Genomic DNA, 23172 nt, shown 5'->3' on the forward strand with positions numbered 1-23172 from the left:
CCGCCCTTACTGGAAGAGGGACAGGATGTTCTGTGACTGGCCATTGGCGATGGACAGGGACTTGATGCCGAGGGACTGTTTGGTCTGGAGAGATGTCAGTTTGGCAGACTCGGCAGACATGTCAGCATCCGTCAGCGCACCGGATGCCGCCGTGAGGGAATCGGACGATTTCTGCCCATAGGCACTCATGGAGCTGATGAGCTGCATGTTGGCGCCAAGGTCGGATGTGACGTTGGTCATCGCCTGGATGGCGTTCTGCGTGATCTGGATCATTCTGGGAAGACGCTGTGCCGTGGCCGCCGCATTGAAACCGTCGCTGATGCGGGCACCGTCAGGAGTGGCCGTCAGGAAGTTGTTCACGGTGGGGTCTTCCCCAGGCATTGCGCTGCCAGGTGTCATGCCGAACAGTTCCGTCATGATGTGGCCGATCCCGTAACCGGTCGTGAGGCCGATCATGTAACCGTAGCTGTTCAGTGTCTGCGTGTCTCCCTGGAGGCTGGTGACAAAGGTCAGGCTGTTGGAGGTAATGCCCATTCCGTCCCCCGTGCCGCTCAGCGTGCCGCCGGAAAGAAGATTGACGCCTTTCACCGTGGCGTTTCGGGCGATGGTGTCGATGCTCTTCATGTAACCTGTCAGCTCTTTGTTGAGCTGGCCGAGAGATGATTCATTGCCGATGTTGTTGCCAACGGTTGTCACGGCATTCTGGACATTCTGAAGAACCTTGATGATGCTGTTGGCCGCAGAGTTGGTAGCGCTGAGAACCTGGGAGGCATAGCTTAGCCCGTCATTGACAGCACTTTGTCCTGCAATGTCCCCGCCAATCTGGGAGGCAATGCCGAAAGCGGCTGGATTGTCGGAGGCATTCGCTACTTTCTTGCCAGTGGAAACAGCGTTTTCCGTGTGGGCCAGATCCGTCTGTGTCGTGTTCAGTGTTTCCAGGGCAGCCAAGGAAGACTGGTTGGTGTTGATGGAAAGACTCATGGCCCTTTCTCCCAGTTCATTAAGCGGAACCAACGGACATCTGCTGGCGGATGCAAGGAAACACGAAAATTTTACAAGCTTCTTAAATTTTGAATGAAAAATGGTTCTTCACTTGTTTTATGAAAGTCACATTAGAGCGCCATTAAGATTCATCATGTTGAGAGCTGATTGTTTATAATAGAGCAATATGAGTAATGTTTTAATTATATGAGATGGATTTCATGGCGACATGTCGTGAAAATGGCATATGTGCATCTCAACTTCATGAGCCAAGGACCGTCAGGATGACATGGGTTTCTTCCGGTCCGGTATTGTGAAACCAGTGCTCCATGTCCACGAGAACAATGGCCATCCAGCTGGTGGCAGGTGAAAATGGCGCGGGCAGGCGGTGGATTCAGAGGACAGTTCTGTAAGTATCTGTTTCTGTCATTCTGTCTTTCATGGGGTTGTTCTGTTTTTTCATCGTGTCCATCGCACGAGTGTCTGCTTCTGTTCCCCCAGCCTTTCAATGCCCAGCCGCATTTCGTCACCTTCCTGCAACCACAGGGGCGGCTTGTGTCCCATCCCGACACCGGGCGGTGTTCCGGTGGCAATGATGTCGCCGGGCAGGAGCGTCATGTACCGGCTGAGATAGGCGATGATCTCACGGACAGAGAAGATCATGGTGGCTGTCGAGCCGTCCTGACGACGGGTTCCGTTCACGTCCAGCCAGAGGCGCAGGTTCTGCGGATCAGCGATCTCATCAGCCGTGACAAGGAAGGGGCCGACAGGTCCGAAATTGTCGCAGCCCTTGCCCTTGTCCCATTGTGAGGACTGCATCTGGAAACTGCGTTCTGACACATCATTGACGATGCAGTAGCCTGCCACATGCTCCAGAGCCTTCGCTTCCGTCACATGGCGGGCTGTGCTGCCGATGACGATGCCCAGCTCGACTTCCCAGTCCACTTGTGAAGCATGGGGCGGGATGGGGATGTCGTCATGGGCACCGCAGAGGGCGGAAGGAGCTTTCAGAAAGACGATTGGTTCCTGCGGGATGGGAAGACCGGCTTCTTCGGCATGATCGGCATAGTTCAGGCCAATGCAGACGCATTTGGAGACATGGCTGATGGGTACGCCGAACCGGGGAGAGCCTTCCACGGCTGGCAGGGTCGCTGCATCAATGGCTGCCACCTGAGCAAGGGATTGTGGGGAGAGGCGCTCCGGCGTCAGGTCACTCCAGAGTCCCGAAAGGTCACGCAGTGTACCGGAACTGTCGATCAGTCCGGGCTTTTCAGAGCCGGGGCGGCCATAGCGGCAGAGTTTTGTCATGACGGGGTTTTTCCTGAGGGGTGCGGGGTGGTCATCCGCTCCAGTTTCTCAACGATTTTTCCGCATCGTTGCGTGAAGGCTTCCCGGCTGTAATGCTGTTCGATGTAACGTTTTGCAGCTTTGCCGTAGTCGTTCAGCAGGGCCGGGTTCTGAAAAATTTCTGCCAGCGTGTCGCAGAAGGTTTCAGGAATCCTGTCAGGTTGCAGCAGGAATCCTGTCTGACCGGGCTGGACGCTGTTGCGCATTTCCCCGACAGGTGTCGCCATGACAGGCAGGCCCATGTTCATGGCCTCATGGGCAGCCAGACACATGCCCTCATAACGTGAGGGCTGTGCGTAAAGCTGGAGCGTGCGGAGAAAGGCCGGAACATCCGTCTGGAAACCTTTCAGTGAGACGTGGTTTTCCAGCCCGTGCTGCCGGATGAGGGTTTCAAGCTCCGCCCGCTGGGGGCCATCGCCTGCAAAGGACAGGTGCACGAGGTCTGCCCACTGGGGATGACGTGCGCGGAACAGGGCCAGACCTTCGATGAGCAGGGGATAGTTTTTCACCTCATGCAGTCGCCCCGTGCTGCCGATGTGCAGAGGTGTCCCGCCATTCCAGTCCGGGGCCGGGTGGTTTTCGGGGGCGGCCACATAAAGAGGCCAGGACGTGATTTTCTCCGGCGGAATGCTCATTTTTTCCCGAAGGAAACGGGCCACATAAGCGGAATCTGCAACCCATAGCCGGGTAATGCGACGGCCTGCCGTGGTGGTGAAACGGATGCTGGCACTGTTCTTCCAGCTGACAACGGGAATATTGAGGAGTGCTCCGGCCAGCTGGCCCAGCAGTGTGGCCCGGCTCAGGGAGGTCCAGATGATGTCGGGCCGGTTCCGGCGGAGCAGGCGCAGGAGACGGATCAGCGTGAGGAAGAAACTGCGGCGCCGGCTGTCCAGAAGATGGTAGGGGATTCCGGCCTGTTCCAGATGGGGAGCTGCCCCCATGTCCCGAGGCTCGCAGGCGGTGACATCCACCTGATGGCCGAACTGTTCGAGGGTTTTTACGATATCCGGGATGGCAAATTCAGCCCCACCCGTTTCCAGGCTTGTGACAACATAATGGATCTTCATGGAGACGGCAGAACCTCGGACAAGGGCAGGGAGGCAGAAGTCTGGCTGCCCACAGGCAGGAGATCAAGCCCTTTGCGGGTGGCCTGCGTATGAATCCTCATCATGGGGCAGGGGGATGGGGCCTTCACCACGGAAGGGCTTGCTGGCATCCAGAAAATTCTCGTTTGTCCGCAAGGTGTGTTCGATCACCACAAGATGGGCCAGGGCACGGGTTATTTCCAGCCGGATGATGGCCTCATGGTCCTGTGTGTCCAGCTCACGCAGGCGGCGTATGGCGGCCCGGGTCAGGCGGGCTGCCCGGTCATGCCGGCGGGATGAGTGTTCAATGTAATAGAGAACCAGCGTGATGGGGCGGCGGGCGCTTTCCGGCAGATACTCACGGTTGAGCAGCCCTCGCAGGCGGATGATGTTCAGCCCGAGTGTCAGGGTAGCCAGCGTACCCTGAATACCGGCCTCCACAAGGGGGGACAGGGTGGTGGCGTGGCTGAGAAGGCGAGAGAAGCGGTCCGTACTGTGGCCAATCCATGCGCTGATCTGCGGTGTGCTGCTCAGGCTGGCAAGATTGCGCAGCTCCCGCAGTGTGGCACGGCGCAGCCGGAATTCTTCGGCCTTGCGGTTGAAAGGCAGGATGCTGCGGAAGATCAGCACGGCCGTTACACCTGCAAGGATGATGGCGAGGTTGGTGTTGTAGAATTTCGTCTCGTCAATGACATGATGATTCTGGATGCCCAGCATCAGGGGCATCAGCAGGTTGAAGGCCGAGGCTGCCGGGGCTGTGGCGGGGTTGGCCCGGGCTAACCCTCCGATCATCATCACGCAGGACAGGATGAGCACCAGAGGTTCATATGTCGTGACCATGGGAATGAAGATGAAGCAGAGCAGCCAGGCCACGCACCAGCCTACCGCAAGCCCTTTGAGGAATTTGATTGTTCCCAGTACGGGGTCTTCCTTTGTGGCGAAAAGGCCGCAGATCAGGGCCGTGATGCTGATGAGTGTGTTGCCATTGGACCATGCCGTGATTTCATAAATGAAGGATGTGACCAGAATGGTCAGCGCCGCACGGAACCCGTTATTGAAGGCAAGTCGCCCGTCCCGGTGCGTATGGCGCTGGAACTGGAAATGGTCACCACGCACACTGTGCGTGCTGGCGTGATATTCCGTGATGGCTTCTTCCAGATCACCGATCAGATCCCCAAGGGATGAGAACAGAATACGTTCATCCAGTGCGGAATCAGTAATGATGGTGGTCTTGTCCCGTAGAGGGGTTAGTGGGCCAGAGGTGGAGATGATCTTTTGCCGGTGCGGGGTTGCATAACGGCGGCAGATGTCCCGGAGGTGCTGGAGCTCGGCGAGAAGTTCCGAGATTTCGGCTTCCTGGGGAAGGCGGCTGGAGAAGTCCTTCAGAAAATGCCGGAACGCCCGTGCTACTGTGTCAAAATCCTGATGGTTGGAGGAGAGCAGCTCTAACCGTGTAGCCATACCGAAACTGCGGGAGAGCAGGGCGGATACGGCGGCCAGGGCGGCACGGGCATGGTCGCCTTCATGACCATGCGCACCCATTTCCAGTTCCGCAAATTCGATCTGGTCGTTGATGGAGAGGATGGTGCCGAACAGCTTGCGGGCTTCTGTCAGGGCGCCGGTGTCCCTCTGGAGAATATGGTGGAGGGTGTCGGCCACCAGTGTTAGGGCCGATTCCAGTTTCTGCCGTATCTTGAGATGGGCTACACGGTCCTGGTTGAAGGCGAAGAGAAGCCCGATGAAGGCCTCACACAGCACGCCGAGGATGATGTAACTGGCACGGGATACGGCAAACATGAAGATGCTGCCCGTATGCGGGACGACATCCATGCAGATGATGGCGCAGGTGTAGCCGGAGAGAACCAGCGCATAGGAGCGGAAGTTGCTGACAAAGGTGGCCAGCCCGCTGCAGAGGCCAATCCACAGGGCAATGATCGGGAAAAACAGCCAGGGAGCCTGCGGATATATGCCGACGAAGATCAGGGCCGCCACACCGCCAGCCAATGTTCCTATGATGCGCCAACGGGCTTTGGAGAGGCTTTCTCCTCGTGTCAGCTGCGCTACGGACCAGACCGTCATGGGGGCCCAGATGGGACTGTCCAGCTCCAGCCAGAGAGCGATCCCCAGAGACAGACAGGCTGCAATGGTAGTCCGCAGGGCGAAGAGAAATCCATCCAGAGACGGGGTGAAGATCCAGTAGAAAAAGGACGGGGTCCTGAAGTTCAGAAAACGGGTGATCATTGCGCATCCAGTGGCTTTCAGGACGGGAGATTACTGCCCTTTACGCATGGATGCGAGGGGTCACACTTATAATTGAACAAAAATATCGGAATGATTTCAGAGGGAATATTTTTTTCATTATCGTGGAATATTTCTCTTTTTTGTTTAAAGGAAAAATAGTAAAACTTTTCTGAAAATTCTGCTGAAGACTTGTAGCTGCAAAGGTTATTCAATGACGGACAATACTCAGGCTGAAGGAACTCAGACGGCCCCGAATGAAGAGCGCAGAAAGCTGCTGGAGCTGACGACTGATATTGTCGTCGCAAAGTTGACTGGTTCTGATGTCTCTGCTGACAGCCTGCCGGGACTGATCCGCCAGGTTTATGAGGCACTTGCCGGGCAGGGGGGAGAAAGCGGTGACGTAGTGGAGCAGACCCGGCAGCAGCCGGCCGTGCCCGTGCGCAAGTCCGTCTACCCTGATTATATCGTCTGTCTGGAAGACGGAAAGAAGCTGAAGATGCTGAAGCGGCACCTGAAGAGCACGTATGACATGACGCCGGACCAGTATCGGGAGAAGTGGGGTCTGCCTGCGGATTACCCGATGGTGGCGCCAGCCTATGCTGCACGGCGGTCCGAGCTGGCCAGAACGATTGGGCTCGGGCGTAATATTGGTGTCTCAGCCGAGAATAAACGGGATAATGGCAGTAAAAACTGAAACCGTTTATTAACATCAATCTGAAAAAAGCCGGGCGTAAACCCGGCTTTTTTCATAGTAGAGCATTTTTTCTTGACGTTTCTGGCGTCCTATTGTCACTCTTCGGAAGAATGATCAGTGACGGAGAGTTTGGATGACACGCTCGGAATTTGTCGCTTTACTGACCTCCCGCCTGGAGGGTGTTTCCAGAGATAAGGTTGATCAGGCTGTTGATGGGATATTTTCCCGTATCGCTTCTGGCCTTGCAGCAGGGAACAGGGCCGAACTGCGTGGCATAGGCAGTTTTGGAACACGCCAGCACACTGCCCATCAGGGACGGAACCCGAGAACGGGTCAGTCAGTGGCTGTCAGGGCGAAGCGTGTTCCTTTTTTCCGGGCTGGAAAAGACCTGCGCGAGAGGGTCAATCAGCCGAAGAAATGAACGGCTCTGCGCTATGTGAGGGGGTTTCTTTCCCCGTACGGGCCGTATTGAGTTCTTCCAGCAGGAAGTCCCGGAAGACTGAAATCCTTTTGGAGCTTCTCAGCTCTTCCGGATAGACAAAGAACGCCTCTGCCAGCGGGCCATGCACATCTGGGAGAATACGGACAAGGTTAGGATGGGCGGAAGCCGTGTAGAAAGGCAGGGTTCCGATGCCGTTGCCTTGCGCAATGGCCATGCCGACCGCCGCAATGTTGTTGACGGCAAGGCGGACCTTGGGGTGGAGGATGATTTTGTCCTTCACGAGCCGTTCAATCAGCCAGTTTACATGGGGTAGGGGAAGGTGCCAGCCAGCAAAGCCGATCAGATTGTGGTCGGCCAGATCCTTCAGTGTGGTGGGGGTACCGTGTTCTTCCAGATATTCCCGGCTGGCATAGATGGGCATGTGAAAACTGGCCAGGTGACGCTGGATGAGGTCGGGCTGGGTGGGAGGATGGAGACGGATGGCGACATCAGCTTCCCGCATGCTCAGGTCAAGATCGGAATCCTCAAGCAGGAGCGTGACTTCCACATGGGGATGACGTTCCATGAAATGATGGAGACGGGGTGTCAGCCAAGAGAGGCCAAAGCCTGATGTGGTCGTGACCTTGATCTTCCCGGCCGCTTTCTCCCTGTTTTCACTCAGGAAAGCCTGGGTCAGGGCTAGTTTGGAGAAGACCTCCCGGGCCGTGCGGTGGAGCACCTCGCCCTGCTCGGTCAGGATAAGCCCACGGGCGTGGCGATGGAAGAGAGGCACGCCCAGTACGTCTTCCAGTGCAGAAATCTGCCGGGAGACAGCAGACTGGCTCAGGTTGAGACGATCACCGGCATGAGTGAAGGAGCCGGCTTCCGCCACGGTATGAAAGATACGGAGTTTGTCCCAGTCCATTTTCTGATTCCCGTACGCCCCTTCGCAATAATCATGGCCAGCTCTGCTCATAACGCCCCGCATCGTAACCTTAACCGTCTATCTATTTCATGAAAAATTCCCGAAAAGAAACGATCGGTCAAGGGCAGAATGCCTCTAAAGTTGGTTATATTTTCGTTAAATGAAGATGAAAGGCCATGAAAAGGCTAGAGTTTAGTCCATTTTAGCTAGTGTTGACTGATAGAGGGCAGATCATCTTTCAGCAAGGCGAAAATGAGAGATGGTCTGCCCCTGTGCAGGTCTGTCAGGCACCATATTTTTTTTCGGCAAGGTAACGTTCCGCTTCCAGAGCGGCCATGCAGCCCGTACCGGCAGCCGTGACAGCCTGACGGTATGTCTTGTCCTGAATGTCGCCGGCTGCGAAGATGCCGGGAATGGACGTTGAGGCAGTTCCCGGCTGGGTTGTGATGTAGCCTTCTTCATCACAGAGGACTTCATGCCGGAAGGGGCCTGTGCTGGGGCTGTGGCCGATGGCCACAAACACGCCATCCACGGCGAGACGCTCCGTTTTCGTGTTATCCTGCGTGTCTGTCAGCTCAAGGGCCGTCACGACGGCGGGTGAACCTTCACCGATGATTTCGCGGACAGACCGGTTCCAGTGAACTTTGATCTTGGGATTGTCATGCAGGCGCTTCTGGAGGATGCGTTCGGCTTTCAGGCTGTCACGCCGGTGGATGAGATGCACGGTAGAGGCGTGGTGGGTCAGATAGAGGGCTTCTTCCACGGCCGTATTACCCCCGCCTATGACGGCAACGTCCTTGCCGCGGTAGAAGAAGCCGTCGCAGGTTGCACAGGCAGACACGCCAGCACCCTGATATTTCTTTTCAGAATCGAGACCAAGCCACTTGGCCTGGGCGCCCGTGGCAATGACGACTGTACGTGCCAGGAACAGGTCGCCAGAATCCCCTTTCAGGTGGAAATAGCCTTCTGCATCAGGGCCCTGCTTGAGGGAGGCTTCCGTGATGAGGTCATAGAGCAGCTTCGTCCCGACATGTTCAGCCTGTTCCCGCATCTGTTCCATGAGCCATGGCCCCTGGACAGGTTGTGCAAAACCGGGAAAATTTTCGATTTCATCCGTGATGGTCAGCTGGCCACCGGGCTGCATGCCGGTAACCAGAAGAGGCTGCATGCCAGCCCGGGCGGCATAGATGGCTGCTGTATAGCCTGCCGGTCCGGCCCCGACGATCAGCATGTCGGTATGATGTGTCTCTGCCATTGAAAGCTCCGTGGTAAAGGGATCATCTTCCCGGCTAGGGGGATGAGAGGAATGGTTTCGAAGGGGCGGGGTGATCTTAGGTCCGCTACGGGCTGGAGGATAACAGATATAGTATATGAAAGATTTCGGTAAAAATAATTATCTTGCGAAGAAACGAAATATTATTTCTCTTTTCCATGGGAAGAGTTTTCACATAAGAAAGATCAGTCTATACAGGCGGGGATAACCCCCTGCGGATGAGCCCGTTCCCCATCCGGGCCGCATGGGGGTTCTGTGAGCAGAGTTGCTGGAAACCATATGAGCATTGCAGACCTTGATGAGATTGACCGCAGTATCCTGGCGGAGCTCCAGCAGGATGGCCGTGTTACCAATGTGGAGCTGGCCCGACGGGTGGGAATTTCTGCGCCGCCCTGTCTGCGTCGTGTCAGGCGGCTGGAGGAGATGGGGCTCATCCAAGGCTATCATGCGACGCTGGCTCCGGCGATGCTGGGTTGGTCCATCACATTTTTTGTTCTGGTCGGGCTGGACAGCCAGAAAGGTGCCGTGCTGGCAGAGTTCGAGGCCCTGGTCGCAGAATGGCCGGAAACGCAGGAATGCCACATGATCCGGGGAGGGGAGGATTTCCTCCTCCGTCTCATGGCCCGGGATGCGGAACATCAGAATCGTCTGACACGGGACCTGATCGAGGTAACGCACGTCGTACGGGTACAGACTTTCCAGGTCATCAGGACAAGCTGTGAGAGAGCCGGCGTTCCGCTCTAGGAGCGGATCATGCTGAAACCTGTCCGCTTTTTCAGGCGCTGGAAGCCATTGCATATCCTGTTCTGCTGTGCGGCTCTGGGGTTCATGGTGCGGCTTTTTCTGGCTGCTGAAGTACCTCTCATACCTGATGAGGCCTATTACTGGCTCTGGTCCCGCCATATGCAGGCAGGGTATCTGGACCATCCCTTCATGGTGGCGTTGTGGATTCGGCTGGGAACCCTCTTGTGGGGGGATACGCCGTTTGGCGTACGGTTCTGTGGTCTGGTCGGTTTTGTCTGTGCCAACATATGGCTTTTTCTGGCCGCCCGTCGTTTTTTCCCTTCTCGTGACAGGGTGGGAGTTCGGGCGATTCTACTGTTGAATGTGACCCTGATGGCGTCTGTGGGGCTTGTTCCGGCCACGCCAGATGTCCCTCTGTTTGTTTTCCTTTGTCTGATGTTATGGGCTTTGTCTGGAGCCCTGCAGTCCCATGGGGCGGCAGCCTGTGGCTGGTGGGTGCTGTGCGGTATTGGTCTTGGTCTGGCAGCCGATTCCAAATACACGGCTCTTCTGCCGGGGCTCGGTCTGCTGGGGTTTGTTCTGTTTGGCGGCCGGGGGGCTTGGCGTATGGCCGGCCCCTGGTTGGGGGGAGGGGCAGCAGCCCTCATGGTGCTGCCAACCCTGGTCTGGAATGAAAGGCATGGCTGGGCGGGTTTGCTGAAACAGGGCGGACGGGCTTCGTACTGGCATCCTGAACGGGCCGGGCAGTTTCTGGGGGAACTGCTGGCGGGGCAGCTGGCCCTGTTGACCCCTTGGGTTGCTGTCCTGTGTTTCATGGGGCTATGGCGTGCCCGCCATGGGCAGCATGTGCTGTTGTGGCTGTCCGCTCCTGCGCTGCTGCTGTTTCTGGTGAATGTGACGGGAGAGCGTGTCCAGCCCAATTGGGTCTGGGTGCTGTATCCAGCCCTTATCCTGGCCGGGGCCGCTTATGCGGGTCGGCTCAGGGGAGCCTGTATGACGGGGGGCATCTGCACGGTTCTGGTCTATGCTCAGTGTCTGACGGGATGGTTGCCACTGCCCCCGCATATGGATCCCATCGCAAGGTTGGGGGCAGGTTGGAGTGATCTGGCAGCAGCGGTCGCAGAAGAGGCCGAAAAGGCAGGGATTTCATGTCTGGCAACGGACGATTATGCCCTGGCCTCAATTCTGGCGTTTCAGAAACCGCAAGGTCTTGCGGTGCTGGGAAAGGATTCCCGATGGGGCTATGTGGCAGGGCTTCCTCATGAGACGGTCAGGACGGTCCTGTATCTGAAGGATGGTCGGTATGGACCGGTGCCCGCAGGCGGCTGGGCCGTATGGCGGAAGGACAGGAAGCGGCCTGTAAGGGTCTATCTGCTGGAAAAACGGCACGACCTTTCCGGCTGGATCGTGCAGCGGCCTTGATGGGCGGCATGAAGGCAGACATGAAAAAAGCCATCCGAACATGGATGGCTTTCTCATTCGTACAAATACGAACAGGCTGACTTCAGAAGCCCTCGCGCTCCAGGCGCTTGCGCTCCATCTTGCGGGCGCGACGCACGGCCTCGGCAACCTCGCGGGCGCGGCGCTCGGATGGCTTTTCAAAGTGGCGACGGAGCTTCATCTCACGGAAGACGCCTTCGCGCTGCATTTTCTTCTTGAGGGCTTTCAGCGCCTGGTCAACATTATTATCACGAACGAGAACCTGCACGGTGTCGTCATCTCCTTTGGGGTTCTGATCCTTCCCGAGCGGTGTCTGTAGCATCACCCATTGAAGGACGCGGATCCGATTACAGTGTGAAGTGGCCTATCATACTCCAAAACGACAGACAATAGTTTCTGATGGGCATAAAGGGTGGAGGCCCTCTTTATCTGTGGATTATTTCGCCTGTCTGATGGTTCCTCATGGCTGGTGGGCGTATGGTGCATGTGGATGAGTGTGTGGTGAACAGGAGGAGGACGGGATGGGGGTACAGAATGACAGGCGTACCATGGTGGATGCGCACCTGTATCTGCGTGAAAATTCCATCAGGCAGTCCTTTGAGGGGCTCCTGGCCCTCTGGCGGTCCCTGTCCGCTGCTTGTGAAGGAGGGCTCGACTCTCACGGTCTGGGGCCTGCCCATTACCGGATCATGTTTTTTCTGGGCAGCCATGGCGGATTGCTGCCCAGTGAGCTGTGCAGGCGGCTTGGCATTACCAAACAGTCGCTGGGCCGGGCTCTTGGCGAGCTGAAAGCGAAAAAACTGGTCGAGCAGAAACAGGATGAAGGGGACCGGAGGAAGCGGCCCGTTTTTCTGACAGATGAGGGCAGACAGCTTGAGGCAGAACTTTTTGCTGCCATTCGCACTGTCCTGACACGGGCATACAGGCAGGTTGACGGAGCCGCTGTTGATGGGTTCCGCAGGGTCTTGCATGTTGCCGAATATGGCGGGCCGCTCTCGGAGGGGGGATAAGAAAAGGGGAAGAGCCGGACAAAGACTCTTCCCCTTCATGGAAAGGATTTTTCAGCCCGTTAGCCCGTCACCAGGCTGCTGGATGGATCAGGGCATCGAGTTGCCGACGCCCCCATTGCCGGTGCCCTGGCCACTCATCGGGCCGGCACCCATGCCACCATTTCCCAGTCCGCCGAAGGTGCTGCCCATGCTGCTCATCGGGTTGTAGCGGCCCACATTGCCCAGCAGCTCCCGCAGAACAGAAATATGCGTGCCCGGTGTCGGTGTAGCTCCGCCTGCCATGGAGACACGGATGGCATCATGCCTGTCCAGCACGTTCATCTTGCGGAGAACGCCAGCATTGTCGAAATTCAGGACCAGGACCTGCTGCTTGTCCACAACCGGATGAGCCAGCGGCACGAGGTCCTTCGTCATGGAAATGTAGATCCATGTATTGTCATTGAAGGTTGCATGGGCTGTCGGAGAGCCCAGTATGCTCAGGGCATCATTCTGGGTGCTGGAGTTGAGGACCAGCTGGTCATAATCCAGTTTCTCGATCAGCGCCCCGCGCGGGATGGGCGGCGGGCTGATGGCCTCACAGCCGCTGAGCATCAGCACCCCACCGGCCAGAAGGCCTGTCCAGCAACGGCGTCGCAGTGCCATGAAGCGGGCCAGACGGGGGAAGGGGGAGCTCTTGTCCGGGGTGGAGGCAGTAGAGAAGCTGGTCATGAAGGGCAAACTGTCCTGATGATATGCGGGCAAGCCATACGTGCTCTTTCCGGTGCCTCAGAGAGGGCAGCATGTCAATCTTTTTCGTGGATTGTCGGGCTGTGGCTGTCCGGCAGCAGTTTAGGCTTGACTTCATGGCGTCAGCCCCTTCTGAAAGAGGCACCCTGGTAAATTATCGTGAGGTCATGATGTCATCTGGAGGCAGAGCAGACGCCGGAACACAGCCAGAAGAAAGGATTGCGCCAGAGTTCTCGCGCCGCATTCCACTGGCAAAGACGGGCCGCCCTCTTGAAGAGCATGTGGAGGCCAATGCTGAGGAGAGGGAAGGTCTGCGGAAGCGCTTTGGTCTTCTGTCTTTGAAGGAGCTGTCCTGCACTTTTGCGCTGAGGCGGGGGGCGGAGAATATCGTACTGGCGGAAGGTCATATCCGGGCGGAGGTGGAGCAGGCCTGCATCATCACGGGTGAACCGGTGAAAGAGGTGATCGACGAGCCGTTCAGTCTACGTTTCGTCCCGGTTTCCGAGATGCCTGATGAAGAGGATATCGATATTGAGGCTCTTCTTCAGGAAGATGCCGATGATGTTCCTTATGATGGCCGCATGATTGATCTGGGCGAGGCTGCAGCAGAACAGCTGGCCCTCTGCCTGACTCCTTATCCGCGGCGGGCAGGAGCAGGGCTGGAGCAGTTCGTGGAGGTCACACCGTCTGATGATGAGCTGGATGCACGGCCCGGCGCAGCCCGGGAAAATCCTTTTGACGTGCTGAAAAAACTCAGGAAGGAGCCGTGAAGGAGTGGTAATCTTTCCGCCTTTCTGGTAAAGGCAGGGAGTAAGGAGCGATGCCGTAGTGGCATTGATGCTTGCAGAGAGATGCTCTCTCTGCTAGAGCCCCACGCCTGAGCACCGTGGCTTATGGCGGTGGTGAAGACCTAATGAGATTTCTCTGGCTTGAGGCCGCGCCGTGCGGTAGCAGAAGCCGGATACGCAACCCAGTGAGAGGCAGATACCCATGGCCGTCCCTAAGAGAAAGACTACGCCGTCCCGTCGTGGCATGCGTCGCAGCCATCAGGCTCTTCGTGTTGAGGCGCATGCTGAATGCGCCAACTGTGGCGAGATGAAGCGTCCGCATCATGTGTGCAGCCATTGTGGCCATTATGATGGCCGTGAGGTTGTCAGTGCAGAGGGCCGTGCGCTGAAGACAGCCGTTCGCGCCTGATTGCCCGTATCCTGAGGGATACTGCCGCCCCGGGCTTCCGGTCCGGGGTTGCATTTTCGTGCATCCTGCCTGAGCAGGAAAAACAAGGAATTTCTGGGGGCTGCACTCATGACGGAGGCGTCTGGCGTCAGAGCTGAGGGTGGAGTCGAAAAGCAGGCTGCACAATCCCCGGCTCCTTTTACTCTGGCCGTTGATGCCATGGGGGGAGATAACGCCCCCGAGATCGTTCTTGCGGGACTGGAGATGACGGCCATCCGTCACCCGGACATCCGGATTCTTCTCATAGGTGATGAGAAGGTCCTGAACGCATCACTCGTAAATTATCCCAAACTTTCTGGAATCTGCACCGTGCGCCATGCGCCGGAAAGCATTCCCATGGAGATGAAACCCACTGCGGCGCTTCGCGTGCGGGGATCCTCCATGCGGGTCGCCATGGAGGCTGTTGCCTCTGGTGAGGCTCGTGGCGTCGTGTCCGCCGGGAACAGTGGTGCGATGCTTGCATTGGCAAAGATCATCGTAAAAGCCCTGCCCGGTATTTCTCGCCCGGCCATGGCGGCTGTCCAGCCATCCGCCCGTGGTGATGTCGTCATGCTCGATCTGGGTGCGAATATCGTATGCGATGCCCGCAATCTGGTCGAATTCGCCATCATGGGGGAGGCCTTCGCACAGGCGGCCCTGTCCCTCAAGGCGCCCAGCATCGGGCTGCTCAATGTTGGTTCGGAAGAGCTGAAGGGCGACGAACGCCTGAAGCAGGCTGCCGAGCGCCTTCGGGACAGTGTGTTGTCTGACCGTTTCCACGGTTTTGTGGAGGGGCATGACATTACCGCCGGTGTGACCGATGTTGTCGTGACGGATGGTTTTACGGGCAATGTGGCACTGAAGACTGGTGAAGGGGCGCTGAAGCTGGCTTTCGGGTTGCTCAGGAGCGTGTTCATGAGTAGCTGGTTGACCCGGATCGGCTACCTTCTGGTCCGCCCCGGTCTGCGCCGCATGAAGGAATGGATCGATCCCAGCCGCTATAATGGCGCCGTTTTTGTGGGGCTGAATGGCATCGTGGTGAAGTCACATGGTGGGGCAGATGCCGAGGGTTTCGCCTCTGCGGTGGATGTTGCCGTGGATGCGGTGGAAAACAGGCTGAATGACAAGATCCGCCATCGTCTGGATCAGCTCGGCATGTTGGGGCAGTCTGGAGAAAGCAGAGAGCAGGAGTGACGTCTTCCATGGCGCAGGATAAACAGGTCCGGGGAGCGGCAGCGGGTGCCCGTCTGACAGGTGTCGGCAGTGCCCTTCCGCAGCGTGCTTTCAGCAATGAGGAGCTGGCTGCCGAATTCAGACTTGATACGTCGGATGAGTGGATCAGGACCAGGACCGGAATCCGTCAGCGGCATATTGTGTCTGGCGATGAATCCGCCGTATCCCTTGCGCATCTGGCAGCCCAGCGGGCGCTGGAACATGCTGGCAGAACAGCAGATGATGTGGATGCCGTCATCGTGGCAACATCAACGCCGGATCAGGTATTCCCTTCCGTTGCCGTACGTGTTCAGGCGGCTCTGGGCATGGAACGTGGTTTCGGGTTTGACGTCAGCGCAGCCTGCTCTGGTTTCGTGTATGCGTTGACAGTGGCTGATTCCATGATCCGCTCCGGTCAGGTCAGGCGTGCCATGGTGATCGGTGTGGAGGTATTTTCCCGTCTTCTGGACTGGGAAGACCGTTCCACCTGTGTGCTGTTCGGGGATGGCGCTGGTGCGGTCCTGCTCGAGGCAGGCGCAGGTGAGGGAGAGGGTATCCTGTCCACGCATCTTCACGCAGATGGCCGCTTGGGTGATCTGCTCTATGTTGATGGTGCCGTTGGCTGTGCGTCTGGCAAGGTGGCGTTGAAAATGCATGGGCGGGAGGTGTTCCGTCATGCTGTCGTCAACCTTGCTGCTGCTGTTGATGAAGCGCTGGAGACAAACGGTCTCAAGGGCACGGACATCCAGTGGCTGGTGCCGCATCAGGCGAATCTGCGGATCATTGATGGCATGGCCAAGAAGCTTGCCCTGCCGTCGGATCGTGTCGTGGTGACGGTAGACAGGCACGCCAACACGTCGGCGGCATCAATCCCCCTTGCTCTGGATGAAGCGGTCCGGGATGGGCGGATCAGGCAGGGCGATCTGATCCTCATGGAGGCCCTTGGTGGTGGCCTTACATGGGGGTCTGCTCTGGTGAGAATGTAAGGCCTTTCCAGGCGGAAACAGCGCTTCTGAAACTCCCCTGATTTATATGCAGGGGAGTTCGTTTTTTCAGTGTGCTAATCAGATGGCTCGTGATACCTTTTCCCATTATGGAGACAATTGCACGCGCTGATCTGATAGAGCTCCTCCAGGAGGAGCATGGCTTTTCCCGGCAGCAGGCTACCCTGTTTCTGGAGAAAATGTTTGAGTTGTTCATCCAGACTCTTGAGCAGGGCAAGTCGCTGAAGATCAGCGGCTTCGGTACGTTCGCTGTACGGGATAAAGCAACCCGTCTGGGGCGGAATCCCCTGACAGGGAAAGAGGCCATCATCTCGGCCCGGCGTGTGCCGTTCTTCCGGCCATCCCGTCTTCTGCGGGACAGCGTCAATGGCAGACCATCAGCTCAGGATGCCCATCAATGATGTCCACTGATTCATCTCAGCCTCAGCATGGGGGCTTGAGGACAGCCATCAGCGTTGCAGGGGAGCTGGGGCTGCCTCTGTACCGTCTGCATTCATGGGAAAGTCTTTATCCTGTTTTCAGGGTAAAGCAGGGTGAAGACGGGCAGAGTTATTACGATGAGCAGGCTGTCACGGTCGTGCGCAATATCGCCCGGCTCCTTTATCAGGATGGTGCCAGAAGCCATGAGGTTGTTCCATTGCTGAAGCGTGAGGGGATTATCAGTGATGGCACGCCGCTTTCCGTCTCGGGCGGGGCGGAGACAGCTGGTCACGGCGAAACCTCTTCACCTGACCAGCTGAAGGAGTTGCAGAAGGAAAACAGAACGCTCAGCGATCGTCTTGAGGAGTTTGGTCAGATTGCGCTCTCCCTCAAGACACTGGAAGATGAGAATGCTTCCCTGAAGGAAGCGCTGGAGCAGTCCCGGTCTGCCCCGCAGCCTCAGAAGGACGCAAAGGGTGGTTATGTTGCAGAGCTGGAAGAAGAGAATCTGGCTTTGCAGGAAACGGTTGAGCGTCTGACGGCGGAGACGGCCACGTATCAGCAGGCGGTTGCCGATGGGAAGGAGCAGCGGCTCCAGCTGGAGACGCTGCGATCAGAGCTTGCCGGGTTGCGGGCGGAGCGTGACAGGGCGTCGGTCCTGCATGAGGAGCTTGAGGCCGTACGGGCGGACATCAGGCGTCTTGAAACCGAGAACGGGGCGCTGCGTGCGGCTGGGCAGAAGCAGCGTGAAACGGAAGCCACTCAGGGACGTGTTCTGGAAGAGCGTAACGCCGAGTTGCAGAAAACTGTTGATCGCCTGATGGCTGAAGCCAGAGAGCATCAGAAAGAGGCAGAATCCCGGAAGGAACGTTTGAGCCAGCTGGAAGGGCTGCGGGTCAAGCTGGCCGACATGCAGGTCGAACATGGGCGGATACAGACCCTGAGCAGGGAGCTGGAAGAAGCCCGTGCTGAGGCAGAACGGTGCCGGGGGCTGGAAGCTGAAATCGAGACACTGCACAGGGCTGCCATGGAGCGACAGACAGCGGGTCAGGCCAGACAGCAGGAACTGGAAAAGCAGGCTGCGTCTTTGCGGGAAACTGTTGATCGGCTGAAAGCTGACGCCAGAAAACAGGTGCTGGCAGAAGAAGCCAGGCGGAATGAGGTGCAGGCTCTTCAGGGGCAGTTGAAAACCCTGCAGGCAGAGCATGAGCAGGTGCAGACCTTGCAGTCGGAAGGCGCTGCCCAGCAGAAACAGCTTGCCAGTCGTCTGGAGGCTGTAGGGGCAGAGCGGCAGGAGCTTGTGCGGAAGCTGGAACAGTCTGTTCTGATCATGCAGTCCCTTGAGGATGAAAATGTCCGTCTCAAGCGTTCCCTGAAAGAGAGTGAGGAAAAATTGGCAGCACAGGCTGTCATCGTTGGCAGGGTGGAGCATCTTGAAGCGGAAAATGGCGAGCTGAAGCAGGCGCAGGCCGGGTTTGCCGGTGAGCGTGAACGCCATGCCGAGGCAGTGGAACGTATCCGTACCCTTGAGGGGGAAGGCGTTGTCCTGCAACAGAAGCTGACAGCCCAGGATATGGAAAACCGTCTCCAGGTCCGGCGGAAGGATGAGCTGGACAGGCTGCTGCATGATCTTCTTGGCGAGCTGGCCGAGATGAAAAAAACCCTTACCCTCTGAAAAAATATTAAAAAAAAGCCCCGGGCCATTGCAGGAATGGGCCGGGGCTGCTAGAGCTTCCTCACCGCAGGACGACGGGCAGTAGCGCAGTCTGGTAGCGCATCAGTCTGGGGGACTGGGGGTCGTGGGTTCGAATCCCGCCTGCCCGACCATCTCCTGCGGTTCACTCCCTCACAATATGTCCCGTACGCTGGCCAGAAACCTTGTTGCTGGTCCAGAGTGTCCAGAGCAGGTGCAGGGCTGCCATGATGGCTGGTCCGATGAACAGGCCCATCAGCTGCCATGTTTCCGCACCGCCCAGAATACCCATCAACACCCAGAGGAATGGGACTTTCGTGCTGCCGCCTATCAGGACAGGGCGAATGAAGTGGTCTGCCACGAACAGCACGACCGCACCAATCAGCCAGACGATGGCGGCGGCCAGCATGCTACCTTTGAAGGCGATCAGCAGGCATACGCCTGTCACGGCGATCCAGCCGAGCAGAGGGACCATGGCCGCAATGGCTGTCGCCAGCCCGAAGATGAGCGGCTGTGGGGCCCCGGCAACCACGTAGCACACGCCCATGATGGCCCCTTCACCCAGCCCGACCAGAACCAGGCCGGAAACCGTGCCATGAATGGAAGCAACAATCTGTCGTGCAAGGCTTTCTCCCTGCGCTCCGAAGAGACGCTGCGAGCCGATCATGCATTTCCGGATGATGCTGTCGCCATCTTTCAGCAGGAAGAAAAGTGTCAGCATGGAGAAGCCGAACAGGATTCCCCGGTGCAGGACTTCCGAACCGAACTGTTTGCCCACGGCCATGCCATGTCCCAGATTCAGGGAATGGAACAAATCGTTCAGGGCATCAGGATTGCTGAGATGCTCGGTCCAGAGGGCGGTGGCCGGTCCGGAAGCCACTGGCAGGCGGTCCAGCCAGGCGGGGGCCGGCAGCCCCTGATGGCGGATCGTATCAAGCCACAGGAAAGCCGAATGGATTTCGTCAGCCGTCTTGATGCTGATGAAGGAAACAGGGACGAGGAAGATCAGCGCCAGTACACCGGTAAAGAGCAGGGGAAGCCATATCGTGTGGCCGAACCGCCTTGTCGAGCGTTTGTATAGCGGCCAGAGGGCAATGGCGAAGATGCCGCCCCAGAGGAGAGCTGGCAGCATGTGTCTGAGTGTCCAGAGGGCTGCCAGCACGAAAAACAGTGCCAGAAAACCACGGGCCCGTTTCTGTAGGGTCTTGGAGGGCGGAGAGAGCCGCAGCGGTTGGGTGGTTCTGTGGTGTGGATGGGTCATGGTGCGTGGTGTCTCGGTCAGCGTGCCAGAATGGAATGAAGCAGCCACATCAGTGGGCTGGTCTGGAAAGGGTGGTCATGTGGGGTCACCCGTGTAAAGTTTCTGCCAGAATCAGACTATCCTGCTTATCGAACATCCCAAGTCGAAGGAAAAGGTCCAGAAGGACAAGATTAACGTTAAATTTGAAATCGTCTGTGTCCCGGACCAGCTGGAAGACGTTTTCGACAGGCATGAGATGGAAGGATTCCACTTCACCATCATTGGCCTGGGGAACGAAATCTTCCGGGAGCATGAGATCGTAACAGTAAAGCCGGTCGCGTCGCAGCCCCTCCGGACGTGTCATGGCGTAATGGAGCGTGCTGGCGTGGCGGGCCTGCCGGGCAAGGGCGGTGGGGATGGAGGCTTCTTCTCCGGCTTCCTTGACGAGTGTTTCCTCTGGGGTGAGGCCGCTGCTCATCCCGCCGGCAACCAGATGGTCGAGTTTGCCTGGGTCCAGCCGTTTCTGTGGGCTGCGGCGGGCAACCCAGAGGTGCAGCCCCGTTTTTTTCTGGACAAGGCCATTCATGTGGACACCAGAAGCTTCCACACCAAAAACCGGGATCAGAGCCCGGTCAATCTGCCCGATGATTGTTCCATCAGGTGAGCGGACATCAAACCATTCATGGAAGGGCACATAGCGTTCCTGCTCGGCCAGCATGTGGCTTATCTGGGACAGCCCCTGTCCATCGGGCAGGGTGATGTGCCCGTCCCCTATTTCCAGCAGGCCCATCTCGGCAGGAGCGGCCAGCCAGCCAAGGCAGGCAGGGTCGACCAGACCGATGGACAGGCCGTCATGCAGCAGGGGGATGCGCCCCGCCGGGAGGGTGACATTGCGGCACCGCTCAATATGGCGGAGAAAGGGAGAGGCAGCGGAGGACAGCATGGGTTCTCTCTGATGTTCATTCATGATGGCACGGAGGACGGACAGCAGCGGAGAGCCTGCCTGTCTCTGGGGCATCATTCAATTGGCAAAGGCTGGCAGGATGGGAAGGACCGTGTAAAAGCTCCTCCGGCAACAATGCCAGACATGGCAGCAGATCATCTATCAGGTTTTTATGGCATCAACAAAGATCGGACATCTGCCTTTGCGGGCTTTCTGGCGGCTGGTTCGCCCGGCTTCCCTGAGGAGCTGGTTTCTGCGCTTCTTCTGTTCCTGTGTTCTGCTGGTCGTAGAGAGTGTGACGGCCGTTGCCACACCCTGGCTGTTCAGCGACATGGTGGCCCGGCTTTCGGGGAAGGAAGCGGTCATGGCGGCGGTCATGGCCCTGCTGGCGTCCTATACGGTCCTGCGCATGGCAGGTGCTCTGGCCGGGCCGTTGCGCAGCCTGCTCATGGTGCCGGTGAGGACGGCCCTGCGGGAGCGGATCAGCCTGCTGGGGCTGGAGCATGTCCATCAGCTGGGGGCCCGGTTCCATCAGCAGCGGCAGACAGGTGCGCTGACCCGTATCATCGATCGTGGCGCTGATGCTGCCAGCATGATCGTTGACATGACCTTCTCCAACGTCATGCCGAACCTTCTGGGGCTGGCCCTGACTTTTCTGGTCGTCTTGCGCGTTTTTGATGGCTGGTACCTGGTGCTGCTGTGTGCCACGCTGATCCTCTATTCCGCTGTTTCTTTCCTGTTTACCCGCTGGCGGATGCAGGCCAGACGGGAGCGCAATCAGGCGAACAACCATGCACATCGGCATCTGGTGGACAGTCTGCTCAATGCGGACATTGTCCGCATGTTCGGCAATGCCGCCCATGAATGCAGACGGCAGGAGGGGGCCTGGCAGGCGCTGCGCACGGCCGAGGCCCGTTTGCAGGGGCTTGTTGGAGGTTCCCAGGCCATTCGCAACAGTCTGATTGCCCTCGCCACGGCTGTATTGCTGGGGATGGCCATACGGGATATTCATGCGCATCGACTCGGTGTTGCACAATTCGTGTTGATGGGCACGTATCTCCGGAGTGTTTATGCCTCGGTCGGGGCGTTGAATTATGTCGGTGCAGGCTGGCGCAATGCCCGTGTCGACATGGAAGCCTATCTGGAGCTGATGGGGCTGGTACCAGAGATACAGTCTCCGCCAGCGCCTGTCCCCCTGCCTGCCGGACAGGCACATGGCGTGACGCTGGACATGCAGCATGTTTCTTTCGGATATGACCCGGAGCGGCTGATCCTGCGTCATGTCAGTTTCACGCTGGCGGCAGGGAAAATGCTCGCCATTGTCGGGCGGAGCGGGTCCGGAAAGTCCACAGTGGCGAAGCTCGTCAGCCGGCTGTATGACCCGCTGGAAGGAACCGTGCGAATGGAAGGTGTGCCACTTCCGGCACTGTCGCTTGATGCCCTGCGGGGGCAGATCGGCGTGGTGGCGCAGGAGACCTCACTCTTCAATGCCACGATTGCCGAGAATATTGCTTACGGGCGGGCAGGGGCCAGCATGGCGGAGGTCAGGCAGGCAGCCGAGGCGGCCCAGCTTGGTCCTTTTGTGGACAGTCTGCCGGACGGGTTCGATACACTGGTCGGTGAGCGGGGGGTGCGGCTGTCGGGCGGGGAGAGGCAGAGAATGGCGATTGCCCGTGTCATCCTGCGCAATCCCCGCCTGCTTGTGCTGGATGAAGCCACCAGTGCCCTGGACAGTCGGACGGAAGAGGCCATCCAGAAAGAGCTGGAGAGCCTTTCCTCTGGCAGGACAACGCTCGTGATCGCCCATCGTCTCTCCACGATACAGAGGGCAGACCATATCCTTGTGATGGAGAACGGAGAGGTGGTGGAAGAGGGAACCCATCGCCAGCTGTTGGAAAAAGGTGGCATTTATGCAGGAATGTGGAGATTGCAGGCAAGAAGGGGTTCCGTTGAAAGTCATTCGGATGTAGAGGGGTAGCGGGCTGCTTCTGTCGGTATGAAAGGCAGGAAAGACTTGACGTATCAGCGTCAGTAAGTCATAAGCCCGCCTTATTTACGGAACATGCAGGTCTGCCTTGCGGCCCTGCGTATCACAGTATCGAGGAAGTTCTATGTCTCGCCGTTGCCATGTCACGGGCAAAGGGGTACTGACGGGCAATAACGTCAGCCACGCCAACAACAAGTCCCGTCGCCGTTTCCTGCCGAACCTTCAGGAAGCCACGCTCCTGTCCGATATTCTCGAGGCTCCGGTGCGTATGCGCCTTTCCGCCAAGGGGATCCGTACGGTCGAGCATAATGGAGGGCTTGATTCCTTCCTGCTGGGCACACCGAACCGGAAACTGACGCCAGAAGCTCTGGTCATCAAGCGTCGCATCCTGCGTGTGCAGGAGCGCAAGGCTGCCCAGTCAGCTGCCTGATCAGGCAGCTGAAGCCCGTTCTCTCCGCAGGACGGGCGGCTGTTCCGGGGTGGCTCTGCCGGGGTAGTCTGTTTTTCTGGTATTCATACAGGGCCTGATGAGGGTGCCCCGGCGCAGGCGGTGGCACCTTTCCTTGCATTT

23 protein-coding genes and 1 tRNA gene are annotated in these 23172 nt (G+C 57.9%); 14 read left to right on the top strand and 10 right to left on the bottom strand.

Annotated features, from left to right (window positions below):
* Positions 1 to 6: 6 nt before the first annotated feature.
* The 4 genes from CO583_RS00415 to CO583_RS00430 form a co-directional block, all read right to left on the bottom strand.
* On the bottom strand, positions 7 to 981 hold the full coding sequence (locus CO583_RS00415; RefSeq protein ID WP_086431468.1) for a flagellin: 975 nt from the start codon (positions 979 to 981) through the stop codon (positions 7 to 9).
* Between the two features lie 459 nt (positions 982 to 1440).
* Complete coding sequence (locus tag CO583_RS00420; RefSeq protein ID WP_248630529.1) at positions 1441 to 2289, bottom strand: fumarylacetoacetate hydrolase family protein; 849 nt, start codon at positions 2287 to 2289, stop codon at positions 1441 to 1443.
* Positions 2286 to 3395 carry a glycosyltransferase family 4 protein gene (locus tag CO583_RS00425; RefSeq protein ID WP_248630528.1) on the bottom strand — a complete coding sequence of 370 codons (1110 nt, stop codon included), beginning with the start codon at positions 3393 to 3395 and terminating at the stop codon, positions 2286 to 2288. The genes CO583_RS00420 and CO583_RS00425 overlap by 4 nt, the downstream gene beginning before the upstream one ends.
* 63 nt (positions 3396 to 3458) lie before the next feature.
* Entirely contained in the window at positions 3459 to 5654 is a 2196-nt protein-coding gene (locus CO583_RS00430) for an FUSC family protein (RefSeq protein ID WP_081847696.1), read from the bottom strand.
* A gap of 211 nt (positions 5655 to 5865) precedes the next feature.
* Here CO583_RS00430 and CO583_RS00435 point away from each other — a divergent pair, with 211 nt between their 5' ends.
* Positions 5866 to 6348 (top strand): MucR family transcriptional regulator, encoded by a 483-nt coding sequence (locus CO583_RS00435; protein ID WP_086431465.1) that lies wholly within the window; start codon positions 5866 to 5868, stop codon positions 6346 to 6348.
* Positions 6349 to 6481: 133 nt separating this feature from the next.
* Positions 6482 to 6769 (top strand): HU family DNA-binding protein, encoded by a 288-nt coding sequence (locus CO583_RS00440; protein WP_103765590.1) that lies wholly within the window; start codon positions 6482 to 6484, stop codon positions 6767 to 6769.
* Here the strand turns inward: CO583_RS00440 and CO583_RS00445 are convergent.
* Both CO583_RS00445 and trxB read right to left on the bottom strand, forming a co-directional pair.
* Positions 6750 to 7694 (bottom strand): LysR family transcriptional regulator, encoded by a 945-nt coding sequence (locus CO583_RS00445; RefSeq protein ID WP_052349033.1) that lies wholly within the window; start codon positions 7692 to 7694, stop codon positions 6750 to 6752. The two genes, CO583_RS00440 and CO583_RS00445, sit on opposite strands and share 20 nt — an antisense overlap.
* 283 nt (positions 7695 to 7977) lie before the next feature.
* Positions 7978 to 8949, bottom strand: coding sequence for a thioredoxin-disulfide reductase (trxB, locus tag CO583_RS00450; RefSeq protein ID WP_103765589.1), 972 nt, complete (start codon positions 8947 to 8949; stop codon positions 7978 to 7980).
* 297 nt (positions 8950 to 9246) lie between these two features.
* On the opposite strand from trxB, the gene CO583_RS00455 reads away from it, so the two are divergent.
* Together CO583_RS00455 and CO583_RS00460 are read left to right on the top strand one after the other, a co-directional pair.
* The gene (locus tag CO583_RS00455; RefSeq protein WP_043559880.1) at positions 9247 to 9711 is read left to right on the top strand and encodes an Lrp/AsnC family transcriptional regulator; all 465 of its coding nucleotides are present in this window, start codon (positions 9247 to 9249) and stop codon (positions 9709 to 9711) included.
* Between the two features lie 9 nt (positions 9712 to 9720).
* On the top strand, positions 9721 to 11133 hold the full coding sequence (locus tag CO583_RS00460) for a glycosyltransferase family 39 protein (protein ID WP_103765588.1): 1413 nt from the start codon (positions 9721 to 9723) through the stop codon (positions 11131 to 11133).
* A gap of 82 nt (positions 11134 to 11215) precedes the next feature.
* Here CO583_RS00460 and rpsU read toward each other — a convergent pair whose 3' ends face one another.
* Positions 11216 to 11419, bottom strand: a complete 204-nt coding sequence (rpsU, locus tag CO583_RS00465; protein WP_026294133.1) for a 30S ribosomal protein S21 — start codon at positions 11417 to 11419, stop codon at positions 11216 to 11218.
* A 253-nt stretch (positions 11420 to 11672) separates the two neighbouring features.
* On the opposite strand from rpsU, the gene CO583_RS00470 reads away from it, so the two are divergent.
* Positions 11673 to 12161 (top strand): MarR family winged helix-turn-helix transcriptional regulator, encoded by a 489-nt coding sequence (locus tag CO583_RS00470; protein WP_052349035.1) that lies wholly within the window; start codon positions 11673 to 11675, stop codon positions 12159 to 12161.
* Positions 12162 to 12248: 87 nt separating this feature from the next.
* Here the strand turns inward: CO583_RS00470 and CO583_RS00475 are convergent, their stop codons facing one another.
* Positions 12249 to 12869, bottom strand: a complete 621-nt coding sequence (locus CO583_RS00475; protein WP_373364574.1) for an outer membrane protein assembly factor BamE — start codon at positions 12867 to 12869, stop codon at positions 12249 to 12251.
* A 185-nt stretch (positions 12870 to 13054) separates the two neighbouring features.
* Between CO583_RS00475 and CO583_RS00480 the strand changes: the two genes are divergently transcribed.
* The 7 genes from CO583_RS00480 (at position 13055) to CO583_RS00510 (ending at position 18565) form a co-directional block, all read left to right on the top strand.
* Positions 13055 to 13657, top strand: coding sequence for a DUF177 domain-containing protein (locus CO583_RS00480; RefSeq protein ID WP_166651601.1), 603 nt, complete (start codon positions 13055 to 13057; stop codon positions 13655 to 13657).
* Positions 13658 to 13877: 220 nt separating this feature from the next.
* Positions 13878 to 14084: a 50S ribosomal protein L32 gene (gene rpmF, locus CO583_RS00485; protein WP_043559883.1), complete on the top strand. Its 207-nt coding sequence runs from the start codon at positions 13878 to 13880 to the stop codon at positions 14082 to 14084.
* 108 nt (positions 14085 to 14192) lie between these two features.
* Positions 14193 to 15296: a phosphate acyltransferase PlsX gene (gene plsX / locus CO583_RS00490; protein ID WP_043561104.1), complete on the top strand. Its 1104-nt coding sequence runs from the start codon at positions 14193 to 14195 to the stop codon at positions 15294 to 15296.
* Between the two features lie 8 nt (positions 15297 to 15304).
* Positions 15305 to 16300, top strand: a complete 996-nt coding sequence (locus CO583_RS00495) for a beta-ketoacyl-ACP synthase III (RefSeq protein WP_081563496.1) — start codon at positions 15305 to 15307, stop codon at positions 16298 to 16300.
* A gap of 107 nt (positions 16301 to 16407) precedes the next feature.
* Complete coding sequence (locus tag CO583_RS00500; protein ID WP_043561110.1) at positions 16408 to 16719, top strand: integration host factor subunit alpha; 312 nt, start codon at positions 16408 to 16410, stop codon at positions 16717 to 16719.
* Entirely contained in the window at positions 16716 to 18413 is a 1698-nt protein-coding gene (locus tag CO583_RS00505; protein ID WP_248630527.1) for a MerR family transcriptional regulator, read from the top strand. The genes CO583_RS00500 and CO583_RS00505 overlap by 4 nt, the downstream gene beginning before the upstream one ends.
* A gap of 75 nt (positions 18414 to 18488) precedes the next feature.
* Positions 18489 to 18565: transfer RNA gene (locus tag CO583_RS00510), tRNA-Pro, on the top strand.
* An 11-nt stretch (positions 18566 to 18576) separates the two neighbouring features.
* On the opposite strand, the gene CO583_RS00515 is transcribed toward CO583_RS00510, so the two are convergent.
* On the bottom strand, positions 18577 to 19692 hold the full coding sequence (locus tag CO583_RS00515; protein ID WP_043561113.1) for an AI-2E family transporter: 1116 nt from the start codon (positions 19690 to 19692) through the stop codon (positions 18577 to 18579).
* Between the two features lie 85 nt (positions 19693 to 19777).
* Positions 19778 to 20614, bottom strand: coding sequence for an NUDIX domain-containing protein (locus CO583_RS00520; RefSeq protein ID WP_244978044.1), 837 nt, complete (start codon positions 20612 to 20614; stop codon positions 19778 to 19780).
* Positions 20615 to 20786: 172 nt separating this feature from the next.
* Between CO583_RS00520 and CO583_RS00525 the strand changes: the two genes are divergently transcribed.
* Both CO583_RS00525 and rpmB read left to right on the top strand, forming a co-directional pair.
* Positions 20787 to 22592 (top strand): ABC transporter ATP-binding protein/permease, encoded by a 1806-nt coding sequence (locus CO583_RS00525; RefSeq protein ID WP_052349037.1) that lies wholly within the window; start codon positions 20787 to 20789, stop codon positions 22590 to 22592.
* A gap of 133 nt (positions 22593 to 22725) precedes the next feature.
* Entirely contained in the window at positions 22726 to 23031 is a 306-nt protein-coding gene (gene rpmB / locus CO583_RS00530) for a 50S ribosomal protein L28 (protein WP_043559888.1), read from the top strand.
* The last annotated feature ends 141 nt before the right edge of the window (positions 23032 to 23172 follow it).

Source organism: Parasaccharibacter sp. TMW2.1882 (genome assembly GCF_023337635.1).
GTDB lineage: Bacteria > Pseudomonadota > Alphaproteobacteria > Acetobacterales > Acetobacteraceae > Bombella > Bombella apis.